Below are 26,681 nucleotides of genomic sequence, written 5' to 3'. Positions count from 1 at the left end.
TTTCCACGTGCGCCGCGCGTTACGCGGACAGAATCCCTGCCGCCTGGTCGAAGAACGCGCCGAGCTGCGCCTTGATGGACTTCTTGCCGAAGGCCACGGCGAGGTTGGACTGGAACAGCAGGTCCCAGACCTGGTCGGCGCCCTGCGGCGGGGGTACCGGGTTGGGCAGCGCGTCGGTCGCCTTGCCCACGCGCTGGGAGATGTAGTCGGCGTTGGCCATGTTCAGCTTGTCCGTCTCGGACAGGCCGGCCGAGATGAGATTGCGGGCCTTGTCCGTCGGCGGGATGCCGCGCAGCAGCTGGAAGTCCTTGATCGCGCTGTCGTTCTGTGCGATGAAGGAGATGATCTTGACGGAGTCGGCGATCCTCTTGCTCTTCTTCGTCGCGCTCAGCAGCACTCCGCCGTTGACGAAGTTGCCCTCGCGGGCCCCCGACCAGTCGCCCTGCGGGGTGGGCAGGAAGTCCAGCTGCGCGTCGGTGATCGAGCCGCCGGCGCCGTAGACGCCGGAGTCGAAGGTGAACAGCGACTTGCCGATGACGACGGCGTTCTTGGTGAGGTCGTTGTGCGCGGCGGAGGTGATGGCCGGCGGCGGGGCGGCGTTCAGCTTGCGCATCTCGGCCCAGTACTCCCACCACTCCTGGAGGGTGTCGGCGGTGAAGCCGACCTTCTTGCCGTCCTCGGAGAAGAAGGTCTGGCCCTTCTCCCGGGCGAAGATCTCGAAGCACTGGAGGGTGCCGCCGCCGCCGTCGTCGACGCCGTAGGTCTTGCCGCCGCTCTTCTTGTAGACCTCCCGCGCGATCGACTTGAGGTCGGCCCAGGTCCACTCGCGGTCGGGCAGCTTCAGGCCGAGGGCCTCCAGGCCGCTGCGGTTGACGGTGAGCTGGTTGACGCCGATGCCGGAGGGGACGCCGTACAGCTTGCCGTCGACGGTGCCGTTGGCCAGGAGCGTCTTGGCGAAGCCGGTGAGGTCGAGGCTCTTGCCGACGTACTCGTCGAGCGGGGCGAGGACCCCCTTGCGGGCGTACTGGGCGACGAGCGCGGTGTCCATCTGCATGAGGTCGGGCGCGCTGCCGCCGGCGACGTTGGTGTTGAACTTGTCGAAGTACCCGTCGTACCCCGAGTAGGTCTCCTGGATGTCGATCTTCGGGTTGTCCTTCTGGAACGTCGCAAGCGCTTTCTTGTAGGCCGCGTGACGCTCGTCGCTCCCCCACCAGGTCATGGTCAGCTTGCTGCTGGTGCTGCCGGCCCCGGTGCCGCCGGAACAGGCGGCGAGCGAGCTGCCGAGCGCGCCGACTGCGGCGAGACCGCTCGCGGTGCGGAAGAGGGTTCTGCGCGAGATGTGGTGACCCACCGGGTCCTCCCTGAGGTGCGTGACGGAATTCCCGGCCGGTCGATGCGGCACGGGGATGCTGCTCTGGATGGCGCCTTCCGGTGGAGCGGCCTCGCCCGGCCGCGCCATCCTCACGGGTGCGGATCCCCGGCCGCCATGGCCGTCGTCACACGAGCACGCCCTCGTGCGGCTGCCGTACCTCGGGTACGGGCGGGACGCCTGCCCCAAGTCGACGTCCCGGCCGACTTAGAAAGCGCTTGTCCGGACATTGGCAGACCGAGTCCGAGGCCGTCAATCCTTCGCCCGCGCCGCCTCGGTCACGGTTTGGACTCCCCGGGCCACCGCGAGCCGGGCCGCGCCGACGACGGTGCCCAGGTCACCGACGGTGCTGCTGACCACCTCCGTGGGCCAGCTCAGCCGTTCCACCTCGGCCCGCACACCGGGCAGCAGCCGCGGATCGGCGCCGGTGCTGCCGCCCAGCACGACCAGGCCCGGATCCAGTACGGCGATCACGGCGGCGGCGAGCCGGCCCACGTCCACGGCATGACGGTCCAGGACGGCACGGGCCGGGGCGCTGCCCCTGGCGGCCAGGGCGAGCAGGCGATCCGTCGTGCGCGGACACGGCCCGTCGTCCTGCCGCCAGACCTCGGCGGCGCGGCGCAGCAGGGAACGGGCGCCCATGTAGTCCTCCAGGGCCTCGTGCCGGGGCTCACGGCCGTCGGCCCAGGGGTAGGGCAGCCGTGCCAGCTCTCCGGCCGCGCCGTTCGCTCCGCGCAGCACCCGCCCTCCGACGACGATGCCGAGGCCGATGCCCACACCGATCCGCAGGTAACCGAAGGTGCGCCGGCCCCGCGCCGCGCCCTCGTGCAGCTCGGCCAGCGCGGCGCAGTTCACGTTGTTCTCCAGGTGGACCGGCACCCCCGGCGGCAGTGCCACGGCCACCGCGTCGAACACGGGACCGGCCTTCGCGGTCGCCGGGCGCACGCCGGCGCCCCGCTCCCCCGGCGCGGTGACGTCACCGACGGCGACGACGATGGTCCGCAGCGGGGCGTCGCCCGGCAGCGCGTCGAGCGCCTCCCGCACCACGTCGGCGGCTCCCGCCCGTGAGCCGGTGGCCTCGGCGAGCAGCGTGCCGTCCAGGGCGCAGCCGCGCACCCGGGTGAGGGCGGGGCCGAGATCGACGGCCAGTACGGCCCCGGCGGCCGGACCGAGACGGTATACGGCGGCCGAGCGGCCCGTACCCCCGGAGGAGGTGCCGGAGTGGGCCGCGAGCGGACGCCCTCCAGCTCCGCGACGGCGGAGGACACCGTCGGCTTGGACAGGCCCGCCATGGTCGCGAGTTGCGGCCGGGTGGCGCTGCCCGCCTCGGCCAGCACGGCGAACACCGCCCCCGCGCTCTCGGTCAGCCGGGGGGCTCTTGCCACGACGTCTTCCACATTCCCCCACTCAGGTCACGGGCCGCACCCACACTCGCATCCCGACCGGCTCCCGTCGGTCAGCTCGGTGGAACACGGCGACTGGAAGGCCGGCGTCCAGCGTTTCCGACGCGTTCCCGGCCCGGCCGGAACGCACTCGGGTCCGAGTGCGCGACGACTCTTGACGCACTGTACTTCGTTAGTTAACTTCCTAACGAACATCACGGTACTCGCCTGCCGTGCTCCGTCAGAGGCCCGTCCCGGGGCCTCGTTCACCTCCTGCGTCTCCTGTTCTCCCCCGTCCTCCAGGACACGGTTCGCCCGCCGTCGCAGCCCAGCGCAACGACGAAAGAGGATCCGTGCAGGACTCTCCTCCCACGTGCCCCCTGCTGGTCGGCATCGACGTGGGCGGCACCAAGACGCACCTCCGCGCGCTCGCGGGGGGCGGCCTCATCGCCGACCACGTCCGCGCCAGCGGCGGCTGGCGGCCCCACGACCCCGCTGCCGCCGCCGGCTGGCTGGCCGCCCTGGTGCGCGACACACTGCCCACCGGCGCCCGCCCCGCCGCCCTCGCCGTCGGCGCGCACGCCTGTGAGACGCCCCGGCAGGGCGCCGCGATCGCCGCCGCCGTCACCGCCCTCCTCGACGTGCCCGCCGAGATCGTGGGCGACGCCGAACTCCTCGTCCCCGCCGCCGGTCTCGACAAGGGCGCCGGCCTGGTCGCCGGCACCGGCTCGGTGGCCGTGGGCCGACTGCCCGACGGCACCCCTGTCCAGGTCGGCGGTTGGGGCGCGGTCCTCGGTGACGAGGGCGGCGCCGCCGGTCTGGTCCGTGAGGCTGCCCGCGCCGTACGGGCCGCCCACGACCGCGGGGAGCGGCCCGACCGCCTCGCGCTCGGGTTGCTCGACTCGCTGCGGGGTCCCCAGGTGCCGGCCCTGGCGCGGCCTGGAAGGCGCCGCGGACCTGTCCGCCGAGTGGGGCCGGCACGCTCCCACCGTCTTCGCGGCCGCCGCCGACGGCTCCCCGCTCGCCCGGACCGTGATCACCGAGGCCGGCGAGGCGCTCGCCGCACTCGTCGCCCGGCTCGCCGCCCGTGGGGTTCCCGTGGACGACGTCGTGGTCGCGGGCGGCACGGTGCTCGCCCAGCCCGCGCTGTACGAGGCGTTCACCACGGCACTCGCGCGGGCCCTGCCGGGGGCCCGCGCCAGGGCACTGCGCGTCCCACCCGTGCAGGGAGCGATCGCACTGGCACGGGGACTGTTGTGAGGGGCGCTCAGCGGGACCGGTGCCCGGTCACCGGCCGCGGGCCGGTGGGGCGGTGGGGCGGGGGTGGCTGCGACATGGCGTCCGCCGCATGGCGGACGACCAGCAAGCGGAGACGCGAGAACGGCGGTGACATGGCGTCCGCGCCTGGCAGACGACCGGGCAGCGGCAGCGCGGGAGCAGCCGTGACATGGCGTCCGCCGCCCGGCAGAACCCCCAGCGGCGACGCGAGAACGGCCACGACACGACATTCCCCGCCGACCGACAACCGGGCGCCAGCAGTGCGGGAGCGGCCGTGACATGGCGTTCGTCGCCTGACGGACGACCGGGCAGCGGTGACGCGAGACGGTCGCGACACGGCATTCCCCGCCCGGCAGAACACCGGGCAGCGGCAGTGCGGGAGCGGCCGCAACACGGCGCCCCCGCCCGACCGACAACCGGGCAGCGGCGACGCGAGAACGGCCGGGACAGGGCGTTCGTGCACGCACCGGGGGCGCCGCGCACACCCGTGGCCGGGAGTCGCCGGCAGTGGGTGGGCGGGCGCGTCGGTCCGGTCGTGGCGCTGTCGGCAGCCGACGGTCACCACCGCACCCGCCGCGCCCTGCCACGGCACCGCACCCCGTTCACCCGCACCCCCACACCCCACCGACGGCACCGGCACCCCGTTCACCCGCGGGACACGTCCCGGTCGCCGAACCCTCGCCGGTGGGACACGACACGGCCGTAGATCTTCGCACGTACGCACCCTTCGGCTCACGGATCGTCACAACCGTTCAGAGTCGCACTCGATCGCACGACCTCCCCGGCCGCACGGCCGAAACGACCCCAGAGAGGCACCTCTATGCCGTCAACCGCCGTGAACCGAAGAGGCTTCCTGAAGGCGTCCCTGGGCGGCTCCGCCGCGCTGGTCGCCGCGCCCACGCTGGTCTCCTGGCTGGCCGCCGCCGACGCCAAGGCCGCCACGGCTCCGCTCGCGTTCGTCGACGACTACCGGTCCAACGTCATGGCGAACCTGACGCCGGAGACCAACGCCGTGGTGCGCGTCCTGGGCGGGATGGCGGAGGTCTGGACGACCGGCGCGGCCTGGAACACCGGCACCGCGCTGCGGCCCGACGTGCTGCGCGCCAACATGCGCTACTGCGCCCGCGTCACCGCCGCCCGCACGGAGGCGCAGGCCAGGGAGGCGTTCGTCCACGACCGCCAGCACCAGAGCTACGCGATGATCGGCGCGCTGGGTCCGCTCGCCGACCTCTACCGCACGGGAGCCAAGGCGGTCACCTCGATCACCACCGCCCCGGACACCACTCCCCCGACCCCGATCAGCGACGCCGTTCCGGCCGACGCCCCGGCCGGTTCCGCGCTCGGCGCCGGGTCGTACACCTCGGACCTCGGACAGGTCGCCAGGCTCGTCGACACCGTGCGCGGCCCCTTCGCCTCCGGCAACCCCGGCAAGTACACGTTCCAGTACCCGCGCCCGTGGCGCATGAACGAGAACAGCGAGGTCGTCGACACCGGCCGCACCGACGCCCTCGGCTACCCGGTCTACGACTCCGAGGTGGTCGTCGTCACCCAGTTGCTGCGTCAGCGCAGCACCTCCCCCGTCGACGACGGCGGTTTCCCCAGCGGGCACACCAACGCCTTCCACCTGGCGGCCCTGGCGTTCGCCTACGCGGTGCCCGAGCGGTTCCAGGAGCTGGTGACGCGTGCCTTCGAGCTGAGCCACACCCGGATCGTCTCCGGCATGCACTCCACCGTCGACGTCATGGGCGGGCGCATCATGGCCACCGCCCTGGCCGCCGCCGCGCTGGCCGACCCGGCCAACGCCGAGCTGAAGCAGGCGGCGCGGGCGCAGGCCCTCGCGTACTTCACACGGCGGACCGGCACCACGGCCGACACCCTGTACGCCCACGCGCACTCCGACGCCGGTGACCGCTACGCCGACCGTCGCGCCAACCGCCGTTCCGTCGAGCCCCGGTTGACCTACGTCCTCACCCGCGAGGGCCGCGACGAGCCGCTCACCGTCCCCAAGGGCGCCGAGGTGCTGCTGGAGACGCGGCTGCCGTACCTGAGCGCGGCCCAGCGCCGCGAGGTCCTGCGCACGACCGCCCTGCCCGCCGGGTACGTCCTGCTGGACGGCTTCGAGCGGTGGGGCCGCCTCGACCTGTTCACGGCGGCCGACGGCTACGGCTCCTTCGCCTCCGACGTGACGGTCACGCTGGACGCGTCCGCCGGCGGCTTCGGGGCGGCCGACACCTGGCGCAACGACATCGACGGGCGGGGCGGACTGACGAAGAAGGGCACCGGCACCCTCACCCTGACCGGCCACAACCGGTACACCGGCGGGACCGTCGTGGAGGACGGTGTCCTGGTGTCGGCGTCGGCGCACGCGCTGGGCCACGGTGACGTGCGGGTGCTGGGCGGGACCGTCCGCGTCGACGAACCGGTCCAGGTGCACGGCCTGTTCGCCCAGGAGTCGGGCACGCTGGAGCCGACCCTGCGCGCGGGCCGGCGCAAGGCGGTCCTGACCGTGACGCGCCGGGTGGTGCTGGGCCCGGACAGCGTGCTGTCGCTGCGCCTGGACGAGGAACGCCCGCCGGCCGTGGGCAGCACCGTCCGCGTGATCGACGCTCCGGCGCTGCGCGGCCGCTTCGACCGGGTCGAGCTGCACGGCGGCACGGACCGTCTGCGGGCCGTGCCGGTCTACACGGCGGACGGTCTGTCGGTGCGCATCGCGCGGCGATGACGACGTGGCGATGACGTACTGACGGGTGGCAGCGGTCCACCGGCGGGCGCGGCCTCGCCGGTGGGCCGCTCCCCCTCCGGCCCGCGCCCCCTCACCAGGCGCGAGCCCGCCCTCTCGCCCACCCGACCGGGCACGGTCCGTGAGCTATGTTGAGCTTCGTGGGAGAACACGGAGGAGGACCGGTGCCATCGCCTCAGCAGGCACGCGCACAGGCGACCACGATCACCTCGGGCAAGACCGATCCGGAGGCGGAGGTGTCCGCGACCTCCCGCCTCAGGGCGCTTTTCGACGGGCCCCATCTGTCCCCGGGCCAGCGGCGCATCGCCCAGTACCTGATCGAGCACATCACCGAGGCGGCCTTTCTGTCGATCACCGACCTCGCCGACCGGGTGGGGGTCAGCCAGCCCTCGGTGACCCGGTTCGCGGCGGCGGTCGGCTTCAGCGGGTATCCGGCGCTGCGGGAGAGGCTCCAGTCGATCGCGCTCGGCACGCTCGCGGGCGGCCCGGCGGCGACCGAGGAGAACGGGAGCAACGAACTCCAGGCCGCGGTCGACGCGGAGATCGAGAACCTGGAGAACCTGCGCCGCGACTTCGCCGATCCCGACCGGGTCATCGACGTCGGCCGGCTGCTGTCGGCCTCCACCCCGCTGACCGTCCTCGGCCTGCGCATCTCGGCCTCGCTGGCGGAGTACTTCGCCTACGCCGCCCGCCGTGTCCACCCGGACGTACGGCTGGTGACGCGGGGCGGCAGTGTCGCCTACGACGCTCTCCTGCAGTCCCGCGAGGCGGGCGGGACATGGGTGCTGGCGTTCTCGATGCCCCGGCACGCGCAGGAGACGCTGACCGCGGTGCGGGTCGCCCGCAGTGCCGGCCTCAAGGTCGCGCTGGTCACCGACCTGGCGCTGGGGACCGTGGCCGACGAGGCCGACGTCACCTTCGCCACCGGGACCGGCTCCCGACTGGTGTTCGACTCCTACGCCGCCCCCGGTGTGGTGGCCGCGGCCCTGCTCCAGGCCATGACGGACGCGGGCCCCGAACGCACCCAGGCGCGGCTCGAGGAGTACGAGCAGATCGCCGAGCAGCACCAGTTCTTCCTGCGCGACTGACCCGCCGCCGGGCCGTCGTCTCCCCCGCACCCCCGTCCCGGCGGAATCGCACAGGGATCATTGCGAACAAATCGCGCATGAATGTTTTCATACGCCTTGCAAAGAGGACGGCATATATAAATACTGCTTCACGGCCGCACCCGCCCGCCAAGGGCACCAGAGCGGGCATCCGAAGCCGCCGTCCCCTACCCGCGTCGGCGCCGAGGGTGCTCGGGGCTTCGCCGGAGCGAGCCCGCGGTGGCCCCGGTCATCCCCTGGACCGGGGCCGCCCAGAACCGTCGGACCACCCGTCACGACGACACACACCCGGAAGCGATGATCATGCCCCTGACGACGACGCGCATCAGCCCGGACTGGCCGTGCCAGGTCAAGACCCCCGGCAGCTACGACTGGGAGCGCTCCGCTGCCAAGTGGCTGCGCGAACTGGTGCCCGCGCGCTACGCGAGCTACCCCGCGCTGCTGCGCCACCCGGTACTGCTCGCCCGCCATGCGCAGATCCAGGTCCAGCACGAGATCCGGGTGGCCCGCACCGCTCTGCAGACCGCCCGCGCGGACCTGCCCCGCCTCGGCCTGCCCGAGTCCGTCATCGAACACACGATCAAGATGTACGCCGCCGAGGTACTGCAGCTCCAGCACATCGCCCGCAGCGTCCGCGCGGTCACCGAGGCCCTCGCGGAGAGCGGGCCCGGACGCTGAACGGCGTCCTCCGCTCCACCGCCGCACCCTCGATCGTCGCTGGCCGGAGCGATGACGCAAGACCGTGCTCGGACCGCGGCCGGTGTGCCATGCTCAAGACGTGACGAGCGAAGCCGCCCGGGCCCCGGAGCCCGGTGCCGTACCCGACCTGGCCGCCCTGACCAAGGTCATCGCCCGCCAGCGCGCCGAACTGGACCGGCTCCAGGACATGGCCGCCGCCTCGGTGGTCCAAGAGCGCGCCAAGGGGGCCGTCATGGCCCGCACCGGCTGCTCCCCCGAAGCCGCCCACGAAGGACTTCAGCAGCGCGCCAAGGAGGCCGGGCGGACGCTCCTGGAGGAGTGCTGGATCACCCTCGGCGGCCTGGGCCCGCCGGGCCGCACGGCCGCTCAGCAGCCCCCGGACGACGAGGTCGCCCACCGCCCACCGCGGCCCGCCGCACTCCCGGCGGGATCCGACGGCGAGGACCTCGCCCGCCTCGGCCGTGCACTGGTCCGGGTGGGCGACCGCAGGACCTCGCCCGCTGCCTGCTCGACCACCTCCCGCCGGACGTCGGGGCCGACGCCGTCCTGATCTTCGCCCGGCTGACTTTCGGCGGCCTCGAACTCGTCGGGCACGCGGGCGTCGACGACCTGCTCGTCCAGCAGTGGAGCCGGGTGCCGCCGGTGAGCGGGATCGCCCCGCTGGACGCCCTCGACGCCGGCGAGGCGCGCTGGCTGGAGGACATCCGCGTGGACCGGCAGCGCTATCTGCTGATCGGCAATCCCGCCGACCAGTGGATGTCCCGCGCCTGGCTGCCGGTGGCCACGGGGCAGTCGGTCGACGTCGTCGTCGGCATATTCCGGCACCACGAGGGGCCGTTCACCGCCGAGGTCCGTCGACACCTGCTGGCCGCGGCCCGGTTGTGCGCGGGCGTGCTGCGCATGTCCGGCATCCGGCAGAACCCCACGGTCGGCGCCGCCACGGACGCGTTGCGGACGGTGTTCGACCGGCTGCCGGGAACCGCGGTCCTCCTCACCCCCCTGCGCGGCCCGTCCGGGGACGTCGAGGACTTCCGCGTCGACGCCGCCACCGCGGACACCGCCGACGCCCTCGGCCGCAGCGGCCGGGAACTGGTCGGCATGCGCTTCCTCGATTGCTGGCCCATGACGCCGGAGGAACCACTGTGGAAGGGCTGCCTGGGCACCCTGGTCTCCGGACGGCCGTACGAGAGCGAACCGTTCGCCCAGCAGCACTTCGTGGACGGCATCAGCGAGCTGTCCACCTATTCGGCGCGGGTGGCACGGCTGGGTGACGGGCTGGTCGTCAACTGGGTCAGGCACGATCCCTCGGACCGGCAGGAGCAGCGCCTCGCGGACGTGCAGCGGCTGGGCAACCTCGGCTGGGCGAACTGGAACCTGCTCACCGGCGAGGTGAACTGGTCCTCCCAGGTCTTCGCCATCTTCGGCCGCGACCCCGCGGAGGGCGCCGTGCCGCTGGGGCAACTGCCGGACCTGGCACTGCCCGAGGACAAGCCCGCGGTGGCCCGTGCCGTGGCCGAGCTGATGGGGCAGGGCCGGCCGTGCGACGTGCCGTTCCGGCTCGTCACCCGCGAAGGGATCCGGCATCTGCGGGCCGTCGCCGAGGCCGTGCCGGACGACCGGGGCACCCCGGTCGAGGTGCACGGCTTCGTCCAGGACGTGACCGCGCAGCGCAGTGCCGAACTCGCCCTGATCGCCAGTGAACGGGCCGTCCTCACCCAGCACGGCGTGCTCCAGGCCGAGCGCACGGTCGCGGCCAGGCTCCAGGACGCGCTGCTCCCCCTGCCGAGGCAGCCCGTGCGGCTGGCGGGACTGCGGGTCGACATCGCCTACCTGCCCGCCCAGTCGGGTCTCAACGTCGGCGGCGACTGGTTCAGCGCCATCGAACTGCCCGACGGCGACGCCCTGTTCGTGGTGGGCGACGTGGCCGGGCACGGCATCGACGCCGTCGCCGCGATGGCACTGCTGCGGTTCACGGCCAAGGGCATGATCATCACCGGCTCGTCGCTGACCGGGGCGCTCGTCCGGCTCAACGCCCTGCTCCTGCACTCCCGCGATCCGCACGGCACGGCGACCATGGTCCTGGCCCGCTACACCCCCCGCGAACGGCGGCTGGTGTGGGCGCAGGCGGGTCACCCGCCGCCCCTGCTGCTGCGCGACGGGAAGGCCCGCTACCTCGACCGGCCCTTCGGGATGCTGCTCGGCGCGGGCGACAGCGCGCGTTACGAGGAGGCCGAGTGCCGCCTCGCGCCCGGCGACCGGCTGGTCCTCTACACCGACGGCCTGGTCGAGAGGCCCCCGGAGAGCATCGACTGCGGCCTGGAGCGCCTCGCCCGCGCCGCCGCGGTGCCGGGCGCGGGCGGCTCGGCCCCGCTGGACCGGCTGCTCGGCGCACTGCTGGAGCCGGAGCGGCGCGACGACGTCTGCGTACTGGACATCCGGGTGCCCGTCGAGGGGGAGGAACCGGCGCAGTAGACGACGCGGCGCCCGTCAGCCGGTACGCGACTCCAGGTCGCGGCGGGTGTCGTCGCCGTAGACGCCGGTCTCGTCGCCGCGGATGCCGTACCAGAGCTGGAAGCGCGCCACGGCCTCGGCGAGGACGGTGTCGTAGCGGCCGTCGGTGGCGCCGTCGGCGTAGACGTCCGGGATGCGCCGCAGGCGCTGCTGGAGGTCGGTGACCTCGGGGCCGGTGGCGCCCTCGCGGAGGGTGCCGGAGCCGTCGGGGTCGGCCGGGGGCACGGTGGAGGCGGGTGGGACGGCCGGGAGGGTCCGGGCGGCGCTCACCCGGTCGCCGTCCGGCAGCAGGAGGGCGCAGCCGAAGCCGAGGAGCGCCGCCGCGAGCACGGCGCCCGCGACGACGGCACCCCGGCGGCGTCCGGGACCGCGAGAGGGTCGTTTCACCGGCGGGACCCGCGGGAGTTCCTGTGTCCGCGCCTCGGCCGACGGGAAGGGAACGCTCTCGTAGCCCTCGTAGCCCTCGGTGCCCTCGGCGTTCTCGGTCAGCTCGCGGAACAACTCCGCGAGGGCGTCGGTGTTGCGCGGCCTGAGGACCCGGACGGGTTCCAGTACCGGGCGTTCGTGCGGCTTTCCGGGCTCGTCGGCTGTCGGCACGCTGCTCTCCCTCGGTACCAGGATCCCTGGGTCCCCGGGGAGAGATACGGGCGCGGGGGCGGCCCGGTTCAGCCCGCGAGGAAGCGGTGCAGCGACCGGGTCATGGCGGTGACGAAGGCGTCCCGCGTCCCGTCGTCCAGAAGGTCCAGGGACAGGTACGGGTTGAGGTCCTCCAGCTCCACCAGCAGCAGCTCACCGTCCGGGGCGCGGCAGGCGTCCACCCGCTGGATGCCGTGCGCGAGGCCGTTCCAGTCGACGAAGCGGCGGGCGAAGTCCAGGTCCCGCGCGGTGGCCTCGTAGGGCTCCAGCTGCCAGCGGCGGTCGGGGTGCGGGGCGTACAGGGCGTACTGGAAGTCGTCGTCGACGAAGTAGAAGGAGATCTCGTGGGCGAAGTCGACGCACGGCTGGACCAGGGTGGCGCCGTCGGCCAGGGCCGGCAGGGCGTCGGGGGCGACGATCCGCAGGCCTATGGAGTCGGCGCCCAGTTTGGGCTTGACCACATAGCGGTCGGCGGCGGGCAGCCGGTGCAGGTCCTCCGGGCGGTCGACGGTGGGGATGACCGGGAAGCCCGCCGCGGTGAGGTCGAGGAGGTACTGCTTGCCCGCCATGTCGGCGCGGCCCGTGAGCGGGTTGTAGACGCGGGTGCCGGCGCCCAGCGCGCGCTCGCGGAAGGCCTCGTACTCCTCGCGGTAGCCGAGCACGGGTCCGCTGTTGCGGACGACGACGGCGTCGAAGGCGTCCATCAGCGCGGCCGCGTCCAGCGGGTGGCACAGGGCGAGGTCGAAGTGGGCGCGCAGCCGGGAGGTGAGGAAGACGTCCTCGTCGCCGTAGCGGCGCCCGCGGGCCTCGTAGGCCAGGTCGGTGACGTAGAGGAGGCGGGGGCGGACGGCGGACATGCGGGACTCCTCGACGGTGCGGGCGGTGCGGGCGGTGCAGGCGGTGCGAAGCGACGGCGGTCGCGGTCGCGGTGCGGGCAGCGTACGTCGGCGTTCCGGGCGCGGCGGGCGTGGGGCGGGCGGGACGTACGATGACGGGGTCGGGTATCGGATCGTCCGACCGGTCCGGGACAGTGTCGTCTCTCCCCGTCGTCTCTCGTACGTGTTCTGCACTCCCGAAGGGCTCGCGACTCCGTGACCACCGCAACACTCCTGGACGGCAAGGCCGCAGCGGCCGACATCAAGAGCGAACTGGCCCTGCGCGTGCAGGCGTTGAAGGAGCACGGCCGCACGCCGGGGCTCGGCACGATCCTCGTCGGCGACGATCCGGGCAGCCGCTCCTACGTCGGCGGCAAGCACCGCGACTGCGCCCAGGTCGGCATCGCGTCGATCCGCGTCGAGCTGCCCGACACCGCCTCGCAGGCCGATGTCGAGGCGGCGGTGCTCCGGCTGAACGCCGACCCGGCGTGCACCGGGTTCATCGTGCAGCTCCCGCTGCCCGCGCACATCGACACGCACGCCGTGCTGGAGCTGATCGACCCGGTCAAGGACGCCGACGGCCTGCACCCGGCGAACCTCGGCCGACTGGTGCTGGGCATACCGGCGCCGCTGCCCTGCACCCCGCGCGGCATCATCGACCTGCTGCGCCGCAACCACGTGGCCATCACCGGCCAGCAGTTCTGCGTCATCGGCTGCGGAGTCACGGTGGGCCGACCGCTGGGCCTGATGCTGACGCGCAGCTCCGAGCACGCCACCGTGACCCTGTGCCACGAGGCCACGCAGGACGTCGCCGCGCACGCGCGCGTGGCGGACGTGGTCGTGGCCGCGGCCGGTGTCGCGCACATGGTCATGCCGGACTGGATCAAGCCGGGCGCGACCGTGCTGTCCGTCGGCCTCACCCGCACCGTCGAGGGCATCCTCGGGGACGTCCACCCGGACGTGAGCGGTGTCGCGGGATCGTTCGCGCCGCCGGTCGGCGGGGTGGGCCCGATGACCCGGGCGATGCTGCTGACCAACGTGGTCGAGGCGGCCGAGCGCTTCTGAGCCGTGCCCCCGGCGGCCGCACCCAGTCCCCCGCGCTGCACTCAGTTCCCCACACGAGGGAACTGAGTGCCATCGCCGCCGGTCGGATGTAACGTTCCCTGCCATGAGCTCCAGTGACAGCGCCGAGGCGGCCGGCACCAAACCGCCCATGCGGGACGCCCTGGTCGCGGCGGCCTTCCGGCTGTTCCTGGAGCGCGGCTACGAGCAGACCACCGTCGACGACATCGTGGCGCTCGCGGGGGTGGGACGGCGGTCCTTCTTCCGCTACTTCCCCTCCAAGGAGGACGTGGTCTTCCCCGACCACGAGCGCTGCCTCGCCGATATGACCGCCTTTCTCGCCGCGAGCGACGAGGGGCACGAGCCGGTGCTCCGGGTGTGCGACGCGGCCCGCCTCGTGCTGGGGATGTACGCCGAGAACCCCTCCTTCTCCGTGCAGCGTTACCGCCTCACCAAGCAGGTGCCCGGACTGCGGGCGTACGAGCTGTCGGTGGTGTGGCGTTACGAGCGTGCCCTCGCCGAGTACCTCCGGGGCCGCTTCGCCGGCCGGCCCGACGGGAGTCTGCGGGCCGACGTGGTCGCCGCCGCCGTGGTCGCCGCCCACAACAACGCGCTGCGCTCCTGGCTGCGTTCGGACGGGAAGGGCGACGCGAGCACCACGGTGGACCACGCGCTCGGGTACGTACAGTCCGCGTTCGGCGCTCCGCCCGCCGCCCCGGCACCGGAGCACCCCGCCGAGGACCCCGAGCACCCCGAGGACGTGGTGGTGGTCGTGTCACGGCGGGGAGCGCCGCTGTGGCGGGTGGTGCGGGAGATCGAGACCACCCTCGGACGCGAGTAGCCGGCCGGTTCTGCGTCGCCCTCCTGGTTCTGCCCGGCGTGGCCTCCTGGTTCCGCCCGGCGCCGCCCGCCCGGTTCCGTACGGCGTCACCCCCCCCCGGTTCCATACGGCGTCACCCCGGCAGATTGGGGGTACGCAGTGCCTTTACGGGTGGCACTGAGTGCCATAACCTGTGGGCGTGCACGGTGGCACGGCGAACCGAGCACGCCTGTGCCCGGGTGAGCCGCGCACGGGGGATTCCGGCCGAAGTGCAGGGAGTTGACCAGCGTGTACCACCACTCAGGAAGCGCCGTTCAGCAGGCGGCGGGCTCCTCGGCGGGTCTCCTCGACCGCCGGGCCACCACGGACACGGACGCGATCCTCTTCCAGCGCTGCACCTACTGCGGCACCGCGATGTACCACCGGCTGCTGTGTCCGGTCTGTCAGGGCAGCGAGCTGCGCACGGAGCGCAGCGAGGGCACGGGCACCGTCCGCCACGCCACGGTGGTGCACCGCAACACCCCCTCCGCGCGCAACGTGTCCCTGGTCGAGATGGCCGAGGGCTTCGTGGTGCGCGGCCGGGTGATGGGCCCGCTGATCGGTATCCACAGCGGTGACCGGGTCCGGCTGTCCACGGCCAAGGACCCGGTGCGGGGCGAGCCGGTCTTCCAGCTGATCGACGAGCCGTACCGGGCCTGGCACTGACCCGGCCCGGCGGCCCTCCGTTGCGGCCGGGTCAAGTCCGGGCGTGGCAGGGGAAGTTGCCGCTGTCCGGATTCTTGTCCTGAGCGGGCGGAATCCGCCACGGATCCGTCACCACAGGCAACCCACAGGTCCCTTTTCGCTTCCTTCGTGACGCGAGGGGCTCCGGATACGGACGGGGTTCCCGCGCTCCGAACGTTGAGGAGTGGACCCTTGATCCGTGCCCGGCGAATAGGTGTCACCGCCGTGGCCGCACTCGCGGCCCTGGCGGGAACACCGGGACTGGCACAAGCCCGGCAACCGTCCGAGACGGGACTGGCACAAGCCCGGCAACCGTCCGAGACAAGACCGTCGACCACGTCCTTCGACAGCGCCCTGCCGCCCGGCTGGAGAATCGGCGGTGAGGGCGCCGAACGCCTGCTGGTGTGGCGCTCGCCCCGGCCCGTGCCCATGGGCGACGCCCGCGTGGAGTTCCACGCCGGCGACCGGCTGCTCGGCGCCCCGAAGGCGGAGAACGACGGCCGTACGTTCCGGCTGTCCCTCGACGCCGTGGGCGACACGCCCCTGAAGGACCTCCAGGTCCTGGCGGGCGGACGCCGGTTGGACGCGCCCGCCGGCGACACCGCGCGGAAACGGCGCGACGCGCTGTCCGCCGCCGAGCCCCCGGCCGCGCTCCCGGCGAACTCCGTGGATCCCGGCCGGCCGGGCGCGTACCGCACGGTCACCGGTGAGTACGGCCTCGCCCCGGTGAAACTGCCCGGCTTCGCCCAGCCGGTCGAGATGGAGGCCGTGGTCGTGGCGCCCCGGGGCGCCACCGGCAAACGGCCTCTCGCGCTCTTCCTGCACGGCCGGCACGGCACCTGCTACAAGCCGGGCGGCGACGACGTGACCGGCGACTGGCCCTGCCCGGCCGGCCTGAAGGCGATCCCGAGCCACCAGGGCTACCTGAAGGACCAGCGACTCCTGGCCTCCCAGGGCTATGTGACGGTGTCGATCTCCGCCAACGGCGTCAACGGCCAGGACTGGGAGGCCGAGGACGGAGGCGCGCAGGCCCGCTCCTCACTGGTACGGCAGCACCTCGCGCGGTGGGCCGGCTGGGCCGCCCGTCCGGGCAGCGCCCCCGCGGCCGTACGCGACGCCCCGCCGGCCGACCTGTCGCGCGTCCTGCTCGTCGGGCACTCCCGCGGCGGCGAGGGCGTCAACCGCGCCGCCATGGACAGCCTGTACCCGCCGCCGGCCGCCCAGGACGGCTACCGCGGCCCGGTGCGCTGGAAGATCCGCGGCACCGTCCTCATCGGACCGACGATCTTCGGCCAGAACCCGGTGGCCGACGTGCCGTCCGCGACCATCCTGCCGGGCTGCGACGGCGACGTCTCCGACCTCCAGGGCGAGGTGTACGTCGACGGCACACGCGGTATCAGCCGCGGCACCGCCCTGCACAGCGCCGTGTACGTGGTCGGCGCCAACCACAACTACTTCAACTCGGAGTGGACGCCCGGCCTGTCGGAGGCGCCCTCCTCCGACGACTTCTGGGACGACCCGGAGCAGCCCGACCCGGTGTGCTCCGCGGGCGCCCCCACCCGGCTGACCGCCGACCGGCAGCACCAGGCCGGTGCCACCTACATCGCGGCCGCGGCCCGGCTGTTCGTCGCCGGCGCGACCGGGTGCGCCCGCTGCTCGACGGCTCGGGACGCCGCGCCCCGTCCGCGGGCCCGGCCCAGGTGCTGACCCACGCCGTCGGCGCCCGCCGCACGGCCGGGTTCCTGCCCGACGCGGGGTGAAGGTGACCGGCGGCAGGCTGTGCGCGGCGATCGACCCCGACCCCGCCGAGGCCTGCCTGCCCCCCGACACCACGGGATCGTCGCCCCACTTCGCGTGGTGGCAGACCGACAAGGAGGCCGGCCGCGGCGCGGTCGCGCTGAACTGGACGGCACCGGGCACCGCGACCCGAATCCGCCCGGCCGCGCCCCTCTCCCTCAACGGCGCGAAGAGCCTGGCGCTGCGCGTGTTCGTGCCGCCGAACACGACCGGCACCGCACTGGACGTCTCCGTCACCGACTCGGCCGGCCACCGGGCCCGGCTCGGCCGCGTCACGGTCGACGGCCTGCCCGGCAGCGAGCGCACCGCCTCCTACTGGGCACGCGAGGTGCGCGTCCCGCTCACCGCGGCCACCCGCGCCGGACTCGACCTCAAGCACGTCAAGTCCCTGGAACTCACCCCCCGTTCGGGCTCCGGGCAGGCCTGGCTGATGGACGCCTGGGGCTGGGCGCCCGGCACCCCGGCGGTGACGGCGGCGGCCCTGCCGCGCGTCGACATCGGCCGCCTCACCGTCGAGGAGGGCGACTCCGGAACCCGGACCTACCACGTCCCGGTGCGGGTCTCCGGACACGGCAGCGGCACGGTCCGCTTCTCCGTCCTGGACCCGGACACCGGCCAGTCCGTGGACAGACTCGTCACCGTACGGCCCGGCGCCACCCCCGTCGACGTACCGGTCGAGGTGAAGGGTGACACCCGCTTCGGCTACGACGAGCAGCACGACGTCCTCGCCAAGGCCGTGCGCGGCGCCGTCATCGGCTCCTACCGGGGCGGGGTCACCGCGCGGAACGACGACCCCGCGCCCGAGGTGACCCTGACCCCGGTCACGGACCGGGTGACCGAGGGCGGGACACTGACCTGGCGGATCTCCCTGTCCGAGCCCGCCGACGTGGTGTTCTGGCAGCCGGTGCTGGTCATGCCGGTCACCGAGGGCGCCGAGCTGTCCACCAGGGACGTCGACCCGCAGTGGCTGCTGGAGCACGCCGGTGCCCTGCCCGATCCGGAGCGCCCGCTGTCCGGGGCGGACGTGTGGGCGTGGATGGGCATCCCCGCCGGCACCACCACCGCCGACTTCTCCGTGGTGACGGTGGCGGACCAGGTGACGGAGCCCGTCGAGTCGGTGCGGCTGGCACTCACCGACGACGAGGCCGAGCCGCTACCCGGCCACCCCGTCCTGACGGGAACGGTGACGGACGCGTCATAGCGTCCCGGCGTCGTGGACCGCACCCGTGCGGTGAGGGGGCGGGGACCGGACGGTCCCCGCCCCTTCGTCCGTTCACAGGGTCACGCGGATGCCGACCGTCCCCGCCGGGCCCCGCCGGAGCCTGCTGCCGAGCAGCGTGAGGCGGCCGACGACACCGTACTTGCGGGCGATCAGCGTGCGGTAGCGGGCGGTGGTCCGCGCGTCGCAGATCTCGGCGGTGGCCGGGATCTGCTCGCCGGTGGGGTTGCCTCGGACGTCGCACGGCCCGACCATGACGTCCCCGCGGGCCCGGATCCGCTTCACCTTCCAGGCGTCGGCGGCCGACCAGGCCCCGAGCGCGTCCCCGTCGCGCACCACCCACACGGGGGTGGCGACCCCGGTCCCGTTCTTCCGATAGCTGGTGATCAGCAGATACTTCCCTGCTCCGAGCCGGTCGAGCGCCTTGTCGTCCATGCCCGCAGTGTAGGCACGCGTGGACGGCGTCAGCGCAGGGCGGACGCCATCCTCCGCACCGCCTCCGCGAGGATCTCCGGCGAGGTCGCGAGATTCAGCCGTACGTGGCCGGCGCCGCCCGTGCCGAACTGCGGGCCGGGGCTGAGGGCGACCCGGCCCCGCTCCAGGAAGACCCGGGCCGGGTCGTCGCCGAGGTCCAGCGCCCGGCAGTCCAGCCAGGCCAGATACGTCGCCTCACCCGGCCGGTGCACGACGCCGGGCAGTTCGTCGGCGAGGAGAGCGGCGAGCAGGCGCCGGTTGTCGTCGAGGCCGCCGAGCAGCGCGTCCAGCCAGGCGGCCCCGTCGCGCAGGGCGGCGGTGTGGGCGATCACGCCGACGTGGCTCGGGCCGTCGCCGACCTCCTCCGGCAGCAGGGCCAGGTCTGCCTCGGCCGCGGGCCCCGCGACGGCGAGGGCGGCCTTGAGCCCGGCCAGGTTCCACGCCTTCGACGCCGACATCAGCGACAGGCCGCTGTCCGCGCCGGGCACGCTCAGGTACGGCACGAAGTCGACGCCGCCGGCCGTGAGCGGGGCGTGGATCTCGTCGGCGACCACGCGGACGCCGTACCGGTCGGCGAGGGCGGCCACGGCGGCGAGTTCCCCGGCGGTGTGGACCGTGCCGGTCGGGTTGTGCGGGCTGCACAGCAGGTGCGCGGCGCGCCCGCCGCCCGCCACGGCCCGCCGGTAGGCCGCCTCCAGCACGTCGAGGTCGAGCCGCCCGTCCGCGCCGAGCGGCGCCTCGGCGATCCGCCGGTCCAGGTGCTCGACGAACGGGAAGAACGGCGGGTACACCGGCGGGTTGACGACGACCGGGTCGCCGGGCCCGGTCACGAGCCTGAGCATCTCGACGACGCCCAGCATCACGTCGGGCACGATCGCCGTCCGCTCGACCGCGAGGCCGTGCCACCCCCACCGCTCGGCGGCGAACGCGGCCAGCGCCTCCGCGTAACCGGTGCCGGCGGCATAGCCGGTGTCGCCCAGGGCGAGCGCGTCACCGACCGCCCGGACGACGGGCTCGGCGAGCGGGACGTCCATCTCGGCGACCCACAGCGGCAGGACGTCGTCGGGGTAGGTGCGCCACTTCATGCTCGTACGGCGTCGGAGGCGGTCGAGCGTGAGGGCGCGCAGCGGATTCGGTTCACCGGACGATTCGTGCGGGATCCTGGTCATGGGCCCAAGATAGGGGGCCGTGGCGTGAGCCGGGACGACCCGGACGGGCCGTCGGCGGGCCTTGCGGGGGCCGCGGAAAGCCCGGGACCGCGCACGGAGATCAACTCACCGGTCTAGATTGCTCCTTGACCCGAAACACCGCACGCACCAGGCATCCCAGGAGCAGATCCGTGTCCGAGAACCCGCCGGCCGTGGACCAGGCGGCGCAGTCACTGCGCGACCGCATCAACACCAACCAGCCGCACACCGCCCGCATCTGGAACTACTGGCTGGGCGGCAAGGACAACTACGAGGTCGACCGCGTGGCCGGCGACCAGATCCGCCGGCTGCACCCGGGCATCGGCGAGTACGCCCGCGCCGACCGTCTCTTCCTGGGCCGCGCCGTGCGCCACCTGGTCCACGAGGTCGGGATACGCCAGTTCCTCGACATCGGCACCGGTCTGCCCACCGCGGACAACACCCACGAGGTCGCCCAGGCCGCCGCCCCGGAAGCCCGGATCGTCTACGTCGACAACGACCCGCTGGTCCTGGCGCACGCCCGTGCCCTGCTCACCAGCTCGCCCGAGGGCCGCACCGACTATCTCGACGAGGACCTGCGCAACGTCGACGCGATCCTGGAACACGCCGCGAAGACCCTGGACCTCAGCAAGCCGGTGGCGCTGATCCTGCTCGGCGTGGTCATCTTCGTCGGCGACGACGAGGACCCGTACTCCCTGGTGCGCCGGCTGGTCGACAGGCTGCCGGCGGGCAGCCACCTGGTGCTGTCGCACACCGTCACCAGCCCGTCGATGCCGGACGTGGACGAGGCCGTGAAGTTCTGGAACGAGCACGGCACGCCGAAACTGACCCAGCGCACGCCCGAGGACGTGGCCCGGTTCTTCGACGGTCTGGAACTGCTGGAGCCGGGCGTGCTGTCCTGCTCGCGCTGGCGCCCGGAGGACGGCGACGGGGCGGAGCCGGAGGAGGTCGCCATGTTCGGCGGGGTGGCCCGCAAGCCGTGAGGTGACCGTTTCCGGGCTGAACGCGGCCGGGTCCCGGCACGTAAGGGAGTGAGGGTTCTCAACGACGGGAGGACCCCGCGGTGTTGGGACCGCGTGTTCGCTGTTTCGGGAGCCATGCATGAGGCACGTACGACGACGGACCGTCCGGCGAGCGACACGGCTGGCGGCCGTCGGCGGGCTCCTCCTCGGGGGCGTCATGGTCACGCAGGCCGCCATGGCGAGTGTGCCGCCCGCCACCACGACCGTGCCGGGTGGTGCGGCGCAGTCCGTCGCGAGCACCGGCGCGGACCTGGTGAAGCGGCTCGGCACCGCCCGGACGGCGGGCTCCTGGGTCGACGCGGAGGGCCGGCCGGTGGTCGCGGTCACCGACGAGGACTCGGCCGCGACGGTCCGTGCGGCGGGCGCCGAGGCGAAGGTCGTCGGGCACAGCCTGAACGAGCTGAAGTCGGCCGCGGCGGCGCTGCGTTCGGCGCCCCGGGTGGCCGGGACCGCCTGGGTGATGGACTACAAGTCCAACCAGGTCGTGGTGCGCGGCGACAGCACGGTGTCGGCCTCCGACTGGGGGCGGATGACGGACGTGGCGTCGGGCATCGGCAGTTTCGTCCGCATGGAGCGCACCGAGGGCACCTTCACCACCCGGCTCAACGGCGCCCAGCCCATCCTGTCGACCGGCGGGCGCTGTTCGGCCGGCTTCAACGTGACCAACGGATCGAACGACTTCATCCTCACCGCCGGACACTGCGGGCCCACCGGGTCCAGCTGGTTCGCCGACAACCAGGGCGCCCAGCAGGTGGGCGAGACGGTCAACTCCACGTTCCCCGGCTCCGACTTCTCGCTCGTGCAGTACGCCGGCGGGAAGGCCGGCGCGGGGGCGGACATCGTGGCCATCGGCGACGGCAACGGCGTGCGGATCACGGGGGTGGGCGACGCGGCCGTGGGACAGCGGGTGTTCCGCAGTGGCAGCACCACCGGGCTGCGCGACGGCGAGGTGACCGGCCTCGACGCGACGGTCAACTACCCGGAGGGCACCGTCTCGGGCCTGATCGAGACGAACGTGTGCGCCGAGTCCGGCGACAGTGGCGGCCCGATGTTCTCCGAGGGCGTCGCACTCGGCGTCACCTCGGGCGGCAGCGGTGACTGCACGACGGGCGGCACGACGTTCTTCCAGCCGGTGACGAAGGCGCTGGCGCAGCTCGGGGTGCAGCTGATCGTGGCGGCGCCCTCCGACGCGGCGGGGAACGGCGCCTCGCCCGCACCGTCCGAGGGCGCCCCCCAGCCGTCGTCGTCGCCGACGCAGGCGGCGGTGGCCCCGGGTTCGGTCACGCCGGGCTCGACGACACCGGTGACGGGCGGCACGGGCACCGTGTCACTGGTGGCGCGGCTCACCGATCCGCGCAACATCGGCCCCGGCCTGCTGGTGATCGCGGGCAGTCTGGTCGCGCTGGTGGCGACCCGGTACATCCGGGCGGAACAGGACCGCAAGGCGTACCAGCGGCACTACTCGGCGACCTGGGGGTGAGGTGACGCCGGACACGGTGGCGTCGCCGGACAACGAGAAGGGCACCCACGCGGGGTGCCCGGACGGAGTTGCGGAGGCGGAGGCGGAGCAGCGAGGCGGAAGGCCCCGCGGCCGGACGGCTGTCAGGCCGCCTCGGCCGACTGCGGGGCCACGGCGGCCCACTCCAGGACGAGCCGCCGGTACTCCTCGCGCTGCTCGCCCGTCAGTGTCCCGCCCGACCGGAGCCACAGGGCCCGGATCTCCTCGTTGACCTCCGCGGCCGATCGCTCGGAGAGGGGTTCAACAGTGGTGGACATGGTGTGAATCTTACGGGGCCTGGGGTGAAGGCGACGTGAGTAAAAGACGTCCTAAACGGACAATACGGACGTGTCACTGATCACGTCCGTTTGCCCGTATCCGCTCGTCCGGCTCCCTGTCAGGTGCCCGGCTTGCGGCCGTACACGAAGACGTCGTCGCCGGTCTTCAGCAGGGACCAGTACTTCTTCGCGGCGGTCTTCGTCATGTTGACGCAGCCGCGCGAACCGGGCGGGTTCCACATGCTGACCCCCGCCGAGTGGAACGCCTGGCCGCCGTCGAAGAACTGGCTGTACGGCATCGGCACGTCGTAGATGCTCGACACGTGGTCGATGTTGCGCCAGTAGACCTTCTTCAGGCCGGTGCGGGTCTCGTAGCCGTCGCGTCCGGTGCGGACCGGGACCGGCCCGTAGACGAGGCGGCTGCCGTCCTGGATCCAGCTGATCTGGAGCGTGAGGTTGACGCAGGCGATGCGGCCCTTGTTGGTCGGGCACTTGCCGGCCTTGTTGGGCTTGCTGCCCACCGCCTTCTGCTTGTTCATGAGATCCATCACACCCCAGGTGACGGGCCCCGCGTAGCCGATGTTCGGCCTGATGCCGTGCTTGTTCTGGAAGGCCTGGATGGCCTTGCAGTCGGTCGACGACTGCCTGCCGTCGACCGGCCGGCCGAGGAACTTCTCGACCTGCTTCTGGTACGGCCCGGCCTGCGTGGTGCAGCTCGCGGCCTGTGCGGGCGCCGCGCCCAGCGCGAGCGTCAGCGGCGCGATCAGCCCCGTGACCCCGAGCACGACGGCTCCTCGTCTGCGTATGTCCCCCATGACTGCCACTGCCCTCTCCCTGGCCCGATTCCGGCGACTCGACCAACTAGACCCGTCTCCCGGCGCTTCGGTTGTAGCGCGGCCCGTACTGTGACGAAACGGTGAACTTCTCCGAGGGTCCGGTCCCGGCGGGGCGGAACACCGGCGGGAGCGCCGGCGCGGGTGCGGCAGGCGCCGGCTCAGCGGTACCCCGTCGTGTCCGCCGGTTTCCCCGCGTCCTGGACCTCCACGAGGTAGCGCCAGGCGTCGGGGCGGCTGCCGTCGAGGTCGGTGAAGCCGTACTCGGGGGCGAGACCGCCGCTGGACAGCGACTGCCCGTTGAAGCGGGCCACTTCGGGATCGGCGGCGAGGGCCGCCACGGCACGGCCGACATAGCGGGGCGTCTCGGAGATGGCGAAGTGCGGGACCTTGTCGAGGGCGTCGCGCCAGTTGTCCTCACGCACCCCGAAGTGGCCGAGCATGATTTCGGAGCGCAGCCAGCCGGGGGTGAGCGCGAGGGCGGTGGCGCCGTGCGGGCCGAGTTCGTGGGCGAGGGCGAAGGCCATCCGCAGGACGGACGACTTGGCGAGGTCGTAGAAGAAGTTCACGCGGTAGGTGTCGCGGTTGTACTCGGCGGTGCCGTCGGTGACCTCGACGACCAGGCCGCCCGGGCGGCGCAGCAGGAGCGGCAGGGCGTGGTGGCTGGTGATCGCGTGGGTCTCGACGGCGAGCCGCAGCAGCCGCAGGCCCTTGTCGAGGTCGTGCTCCCAGACGGGGGTGTCCCACTCGAAGAGGTTCTCGCCGCCCCAGATGTCGTTGACGAGGACGTCGAGCCGGCCCTGTTCGTCGGCGATCCGGTCGACGAGCGCGCGGACCTGGGCGGGTTCGAGGTGGTCGGTGGGTACGGCGATACCGTGGCCGCCCGCCTCGGTGACCAGGTCGGCGGTGTCCTCGATCGTCTCGGGGCGGTCGTACTCGGAGCGGCGGGAGCGGGTGGTGCGGCCGGTGACGTAGACGGTCGCCCCGGCCGCACCCAGCTCCACGGCGATGCCCCGCCCCGCTCCCCGGGTCGCCCCGGCGACCAGGGCGACCCTGCCTTCCAGCGCGGCGTCTTTCGCCGACGGACCGGACATGTGCGACCTCCTGTGGTGTTCCTTCGATGCCTTCACCGAGGATCACGCGGAAGCCGGACATCTTCTGTCACCTTTTCCGGCGAGGTCACTCTTCCGCCGCGGTCGTACGTCCGGCGGGTCGTTGCTCCGGCGGGTCGCCCTTTCCTGCGGCGTCACCCGGCCGACGGACAGATGCCGGTGCGGCGGCGCCGGTCAGTGGCCCCGCGTGATCCACTCCTGGAGGTGGGGGGCCTCCGCGCCGATGGTGGTCGGGTCGCCGTGGCCGGTGAGGACCTTCGTCTCGGGCGGGAGGGTCAGGAGGCGGTCGCGGATGGAGTCGATGATGGTCGGGAAGTGGGAGTAGGAGCGGCCGGTGGCGCCGGGCCCGCCCTGGAAGAGGGTGTCGCCGGTGAACAGCACGCCGAGCCCCGGCTCGTACAGGCAGACCGCGCCGGGCGCGTGACCGGGCGTGTGCAGCACGGTGAGGTCGGCGCCGGCGGCCTCGATGACCTGGCCGTCGGCCAGGCGGGCGTCGGGCTCGCGGTCGGGGTGGGTCGTCCTCCACAGGGGCAGGTCGTCGGGGTGCAGCCAGATGGTGGCGCCGGTCGCGTCGGCGAGGGCGGGAGCGGCACCGATGTGGTCGTTGTGGGCGTGGGTGCACACGATGGCGGTCAGCCGGCGGTCCCCGAGGGCGGCGAGGATGGCGTCGGCGTCGTGGGCGGCGTCGATGACGACGGCCTCGTGGTCGTCGCCGATGATCCAGACGTTGTTGTCGACGTCCCAGGTGCCGCCGTCGAGGCTGAACTGACCGGAGGTGACGAGGCGTTCGATGCCGGCGGCCATCACAGCACCACCACCGAGCGCAGCACGTCGCCGTGGTGCATCCGCTCGAAGGCCTTCTCCACCTCGTCGAGCTGGATGGTCTCGGAGACGAACGCGCCGAGATCCAGGCGGCCTTGCAGATGCAGGTCGATCAGCATGGGGAAGTCGCGGGAGGGCAGGCAGTCGCCGTACCAGGAGGACTTCAGCGCGCCACCGCGTCCGAAGACGTCCAGCAGCGGCAGTTCCAGCTTCATCTCCGGCGTGGGCACACCCACCAGCACGACCGTGCCGGCCAGGTCGCGGGCGTAGAAGGCCTGCTTGTACGTCTCCGGGCGGCCGACCGCCTCGATCACCACGTCCGCGCCGAAGCCGCCGGTCAGCTCGCGGATCGCCTCGACCGGGTCGGTCTCCTTGGAGTTGACCGTGTGGGTGGCTCCCATCGTCCGCGCGGTGGCGAGCTTGCGGTCGTCGATGTCGACGGCGATGATCTTCGCGGCCCCCGCGAGGCCGGCCCCGGCGATCGCCGCGTCGCCGACGCCGCCGCAGCCGATGACGGCGACGGTGTCACCGCGGCCGACGTTGCCCGTGTTGATCGCCGCGCCGATGCCGGCCATCACGCCGCAGCCCAGCAGTCCGGCGACCGCCGCCGAGACGGACGGGTCGACCTTCGTGCACTGACCGGCCGCGACCAGCGTCTTCTCCGCGAAGGCCCCGATGCCCAGCGCCGGGGACAGCTCCTGCCCCGTCGAGGCGAGCGTCATCTTCTGCTGCGCGTTGTGGGTGTCGAAGCAGTACCAGGGGCGTCCGCGCAGACAGGCCCGGCACTGGCCGCAGACGGCCCGCCAGTTCAGGATGACGAAGTCGCCGGGGGCCACGTCGGTGACGCCCGCGCCGACCGACTCCACGACGCCGGCCGCCTCGTGGCCCAGCAGGAAGGGGAAGTCGTCGTTGATCCCGCCCTGCTTGTAGTGCAGGTCGGTGTGACACACCCCGCAGGCCTGGATCTTCACCACGGCTTCCCCGGGTCCGGGGTCCGGCACGAGAACCGTCTCCACCCGCACCGGTTCGTTCTTCCCCGGTGCGATCACTCCGCGCACTTCCTGCGCCATGGTGCTGTTCCTTTCGTCGGCGGCCGACCGTCCGTCTTCGACCCTACGCGTGACCGATCGGTAGCGGACGTACATCGAGCCAGGTCACCGGCACGAACGCGGTCCCCCGGCCGGGGCCCGCGGGCGTCGACGTAGCCTGAACGGCGCAAGCCGACCGGTATCGAGGAG

Annotated in this window: 17 protein-coding genes and 5 pseudogenes; 11 read left to right on the top strand and 11 right to left on the bottom strand. The window is 73.2% G+C overall.

The window, feature by feature from the left end:
• Positions 1 to 19: 19 nt before the first annotated feature.
• On the bottom strand, positions 20 to 1,351 hold the full coding sequence (locus tag BM536_RS02265; protein WP_073496569.1) for an ABC transporter substrate-binding protein: 1,332 nt from the start codon (positions 1,349 to 1,351) through the stop codon (positions 20 to 22).
• 270 nt (positions 1,352 to 1,621) lie between these two features.
• Positions 1,622 to 2,766, bottom strand: a pseudogene (locus BM536_RS02260) (ROK family protein).
• Between the two features lie 338 nt (positions 2,767 to 3,104).
• Here BM536_RS02260 and BM536_RS02255 point away from each other — a divergent pair.
• The 5 genes and pseudogenes from BM536_RS02255 to BM536_RS02235 all read left to right on the top strand — a co-directional run bounded on the left by BM536_RS02255 (position 3,105) and on the right by BM536_RS02235 (position 11,046).
• Positions 3,105 to 4,011, top strand: a pseudogene (locus tag BM536_RS02255) (BadF/BadG/BcrA/BcrD ATPase family protein).
• 838 nt (positions 4,012 to 4,849) lie between these two features.
• Positions 4,850 to 6,751: a phosphatase PAP2 family protein gene (locus BM536_RS02250; RefSeq protein WP_073493662.1), complete on the top strand. Its 1,902-nt coding sequence runs from the start codon at positions 4,850 to 4,852 to the stop codon at positions 6,749 to 6,751.
• Positions 6,752 to 6,933: 182 nt separating this feature from the next.
• A complete protein-coding gene (locus BM536_RS02245; protein ID WP_073493664.1) occupies positions 6,934 to 7,857 on the top strand; it encodes a MurR/RpiR family transcriptional regulator in 924 nt (307 codons plus the stop codon).
• 315 nt (positions 7,858 to 8,172) lie between these two features.
• Positions 8,173 to 8,553, top strand: coding sequence for a hypothetical protein (locus BM536_RS02240; RefSeq protein WP_211362806.1), 381 nt, complete (start codon positions 8,173 to 8,175; stop codon positions 8,551 to 8,553).
• 100 nt (positions 8,554 to 8,653) lie between these two features.
• Positions 8,654 to 11,046, top strand: a pseudogene (locus tag BM536_RS02235) (SpoIIE family protein phosphatase).
• A gap of 18 nt (positions 11,047 to 11,064) precedes the next feature.
• Here BM536_RS02235 and BM536_RS02230 read toward each other — a convergent pair.
• Positions 11,065 to 11,682 (bottom strand): annotated as a pseudogene (locus tag BM536_RS02230) (peptidoglycan-binding domain-containing protein); the annotation flags it as partial.
• A 68-nt stretch (positions 11,683 to 11,750) separates the two neighbouring features.
• A complete protein-coding gene (locus tag BM536_RS02225) occupies positions 11,751 to 12,578 on the bottom strand; it encodes an ATP-grasp domain-containing protein (RefSeq protein WP_073493666.1) in 828 nt (275 codons plus the stop codon).
• A gap of 234 nt (positions 12,579 to 12,812) precedes the next feature.
• Here BM536_RS02225 and BM536_RS02220 point away from each other — a divergent pair, with 234 nt between their 5' ends.
• From BM536_RS02220 to BM536_RS02205, 4 genes and pseudogenes are all read left to right on the top strand, one after another.
• On the top strand, positions 12,813 to 13,661 hold the full coding sequence (locus tag BM536_RS02220) for a bifunctional methylenetetrahydrofolate dehydrogenase/methenyltetrahydrofolate cyclohydrolase (RefSeq protein ID WP_073493668.1): 849 nt from the start codon (positions 12,813 to 12,815) through the stop codon (positions 13,659 to 13,661).
• Positions 13,662 to 13,809: 148 nt separating this feature from the next.
• Positions 13,810 to 14,499: a TetR family transcriptional regulator gene (locus BM536_RS02215; RefSeq protein ID WP_211362812.1), complete on the top strand. Its 690-nt coding sequence runs from the start codon at positions 13,810 to 13,812 to the stop codon at positions 14,497 to 14,499.
• Between the two features lie 267 nt (positions 14,500 to 14,766).
• Positions 14,767 to 15,183: a Zn-ribbon domain-containing OB-fold protein gene (locus tag BM536_RS02210; RefSeq protein WP_073493691.1), complete on the top strand. Its 417-nt coding sequence runs from the start codon at positions 14,767 to 14,769 to the stop codon at positions 15,181 to 15,183.
• A 210-nt stretch (positions 15,184 to 15,393) separates the two neighbouring features.
• A pseudogene (locus BM536_RS02205) lies at positions 15,394 to 18,199 on the top strand (alpha/beta hydrolase family protein).
• Positions 18,200 to 18,271: 72 nt separating this feature from the next.
• Here BM536_RS02205 and BM536_RS02200 read toward each other — a convergent pair.
• On the bottom strand, positions 18,272 to 18,652 hold the full coding sequence (locus tag BM536_RS02200; RefSeq protein ID WP_073493670.1) for a PPOX class F420-dependent oxidoreductase: 381 nt from the start codon (positions 18,650 to 18,652) through the stop codon (positions 18,272 to 18,274).
• 29 nt (positions 18,653 to 18,681) lie between these two features.
• Positions 18,682 to 19,860: a MalY/PatB family protein gene (locus BM536_RS02195; protein WP_094102431.1), complete on the bottom strand. Its 1,179-nt coding sequence runs from the start codon at positions 19,858 to 19,860 to the stop codon at positions 18,682 to 18,684.
• A 170-nt stretch (positions 19,861 to 20,030) separates the two neighbouring features.
• Here BM536_RS02195 and BM536_RS02190 point away from each other — a divergent pair, with 170 nt between their 5' ends.
• Together BM536_RS02190 and BM536_RS02185 are read left to right on the top strand one after the other, a co-directional pair.
• Positions 20,031 to 20,861: an SAM-dependent methyltransferase gene (locus tag BM536_RS02190; RefSeq protein ID WP_073493672.1), complete on the top strand. Its 831-nt coding sequence runs from the start codon at positions 20,031 to 20,033 to the stop codon at positions 20,859 to 20,861.
• A gap of 118 nt (positions 20,862 to 20,979) precedes the next feature.
• Positions 20,980 to 22,380, top strand: coding sequence for a S1 family peptidase (locus BM536_RS02185; protein ID WP_094102430.1), 1,401 nt, complete (start codon positions 20,980 to 20,982; stop codon positions 22,378 to 22,380).
• Between the two features lie 122 nt (positions 22,381 to 22,502).
• Here the strand turns inward: BM536_RS02185 and BM536_RS02180 are convergent, their stop codons facing one another.
• The 5 genes from BM536_RS02180 to BM536_RS02160 all read right to left on the bottom strand — a co-directional run bounded on the left by BM536_RS02180 (position 22,503) and on the right by BM536_RS02160 (position 26,513).
• Positions 22,503 to 22,676: a hypothetical protein gene (locus tag BM536_RS02180; protein WP_094102429.1), complete on the bottom strand. Its 174-nt coding sequence runs from the start codon at positions 22,674 to 22,676 to the stop codon at positions 22,503 to 22,505.
• A gap of 119 nt (positions 22,677 to 22,795) precedes the next feature.
• A complete protein-coding gene (locus BM536_RS02175; RefSeq protein WP_073493674.1) occupies positions 22,796 to 23,491 on the bottom strand; it encodes a L,D-transpeptidase in 696 nt (231 codons plus the stop codon).
• Positions 23,492 to 23,670: 179 nt separating this feature from the next.
• Positions 23,671 to 24,603 (bottom strand): SDR family oxidoreductase, encoded by a 933-nt coding sequence (locus BM536_RS02170; RefSeq protein ID WP_073493676.1) that lies wholly within the window; start codon positions 24,601 to 24,603, stop codon positions 23,671 to 23,673.
• Between the two features lie 192 nt (positions 24,604 to 24,795).
• Positions 24,796 to 25,425, bottom strand: a complete 630-nt coding sequence (locus tag BM536_RS02165) for an MBL fold metallo-hydrolase (RefSeq protein WP_073493678.1) — start codon at positions 25,423 to 25,425, stop codon at positions 24,796 to 24,798.
• Positions 25,425 to 26,513 carry an S-(hydroxymethyl)mycothiol dehydrogenase gene (locus BM536_RS02160; RefSeq protein ID WP_073493693.1) on the bottom strand — a complete coding sequence of 363 codons (1,089 nt, stop codon included), beginning with the start codon at positions 26,511 to 26,513 and terminating at the stop codon, positions 25,425 to 25,427. The genes BM536_RS02165 and BM536_RS02160 overlap by 1 nt, the downstream gene beginning before the upstream one ends.
• Positions 26,514 to 26,681: the final 168 nt, after the last annotated feature.

Source organism: Streptomyces phaeoluteigriseus, assembly GCF_001896135.2.
GTDB classification, from domain to species: domain Bacteria; phylum Actinomycetota; class Actinomycetes; order Streptomycetales; family Streptomycetaceae; genus Streptomyces; species Streptomyces phaeoluteigriseus.
Note: the sequence above shows the minus strand (reverse complement) of the source record. Positions and strands in the feature narration are given on the sequence as shown.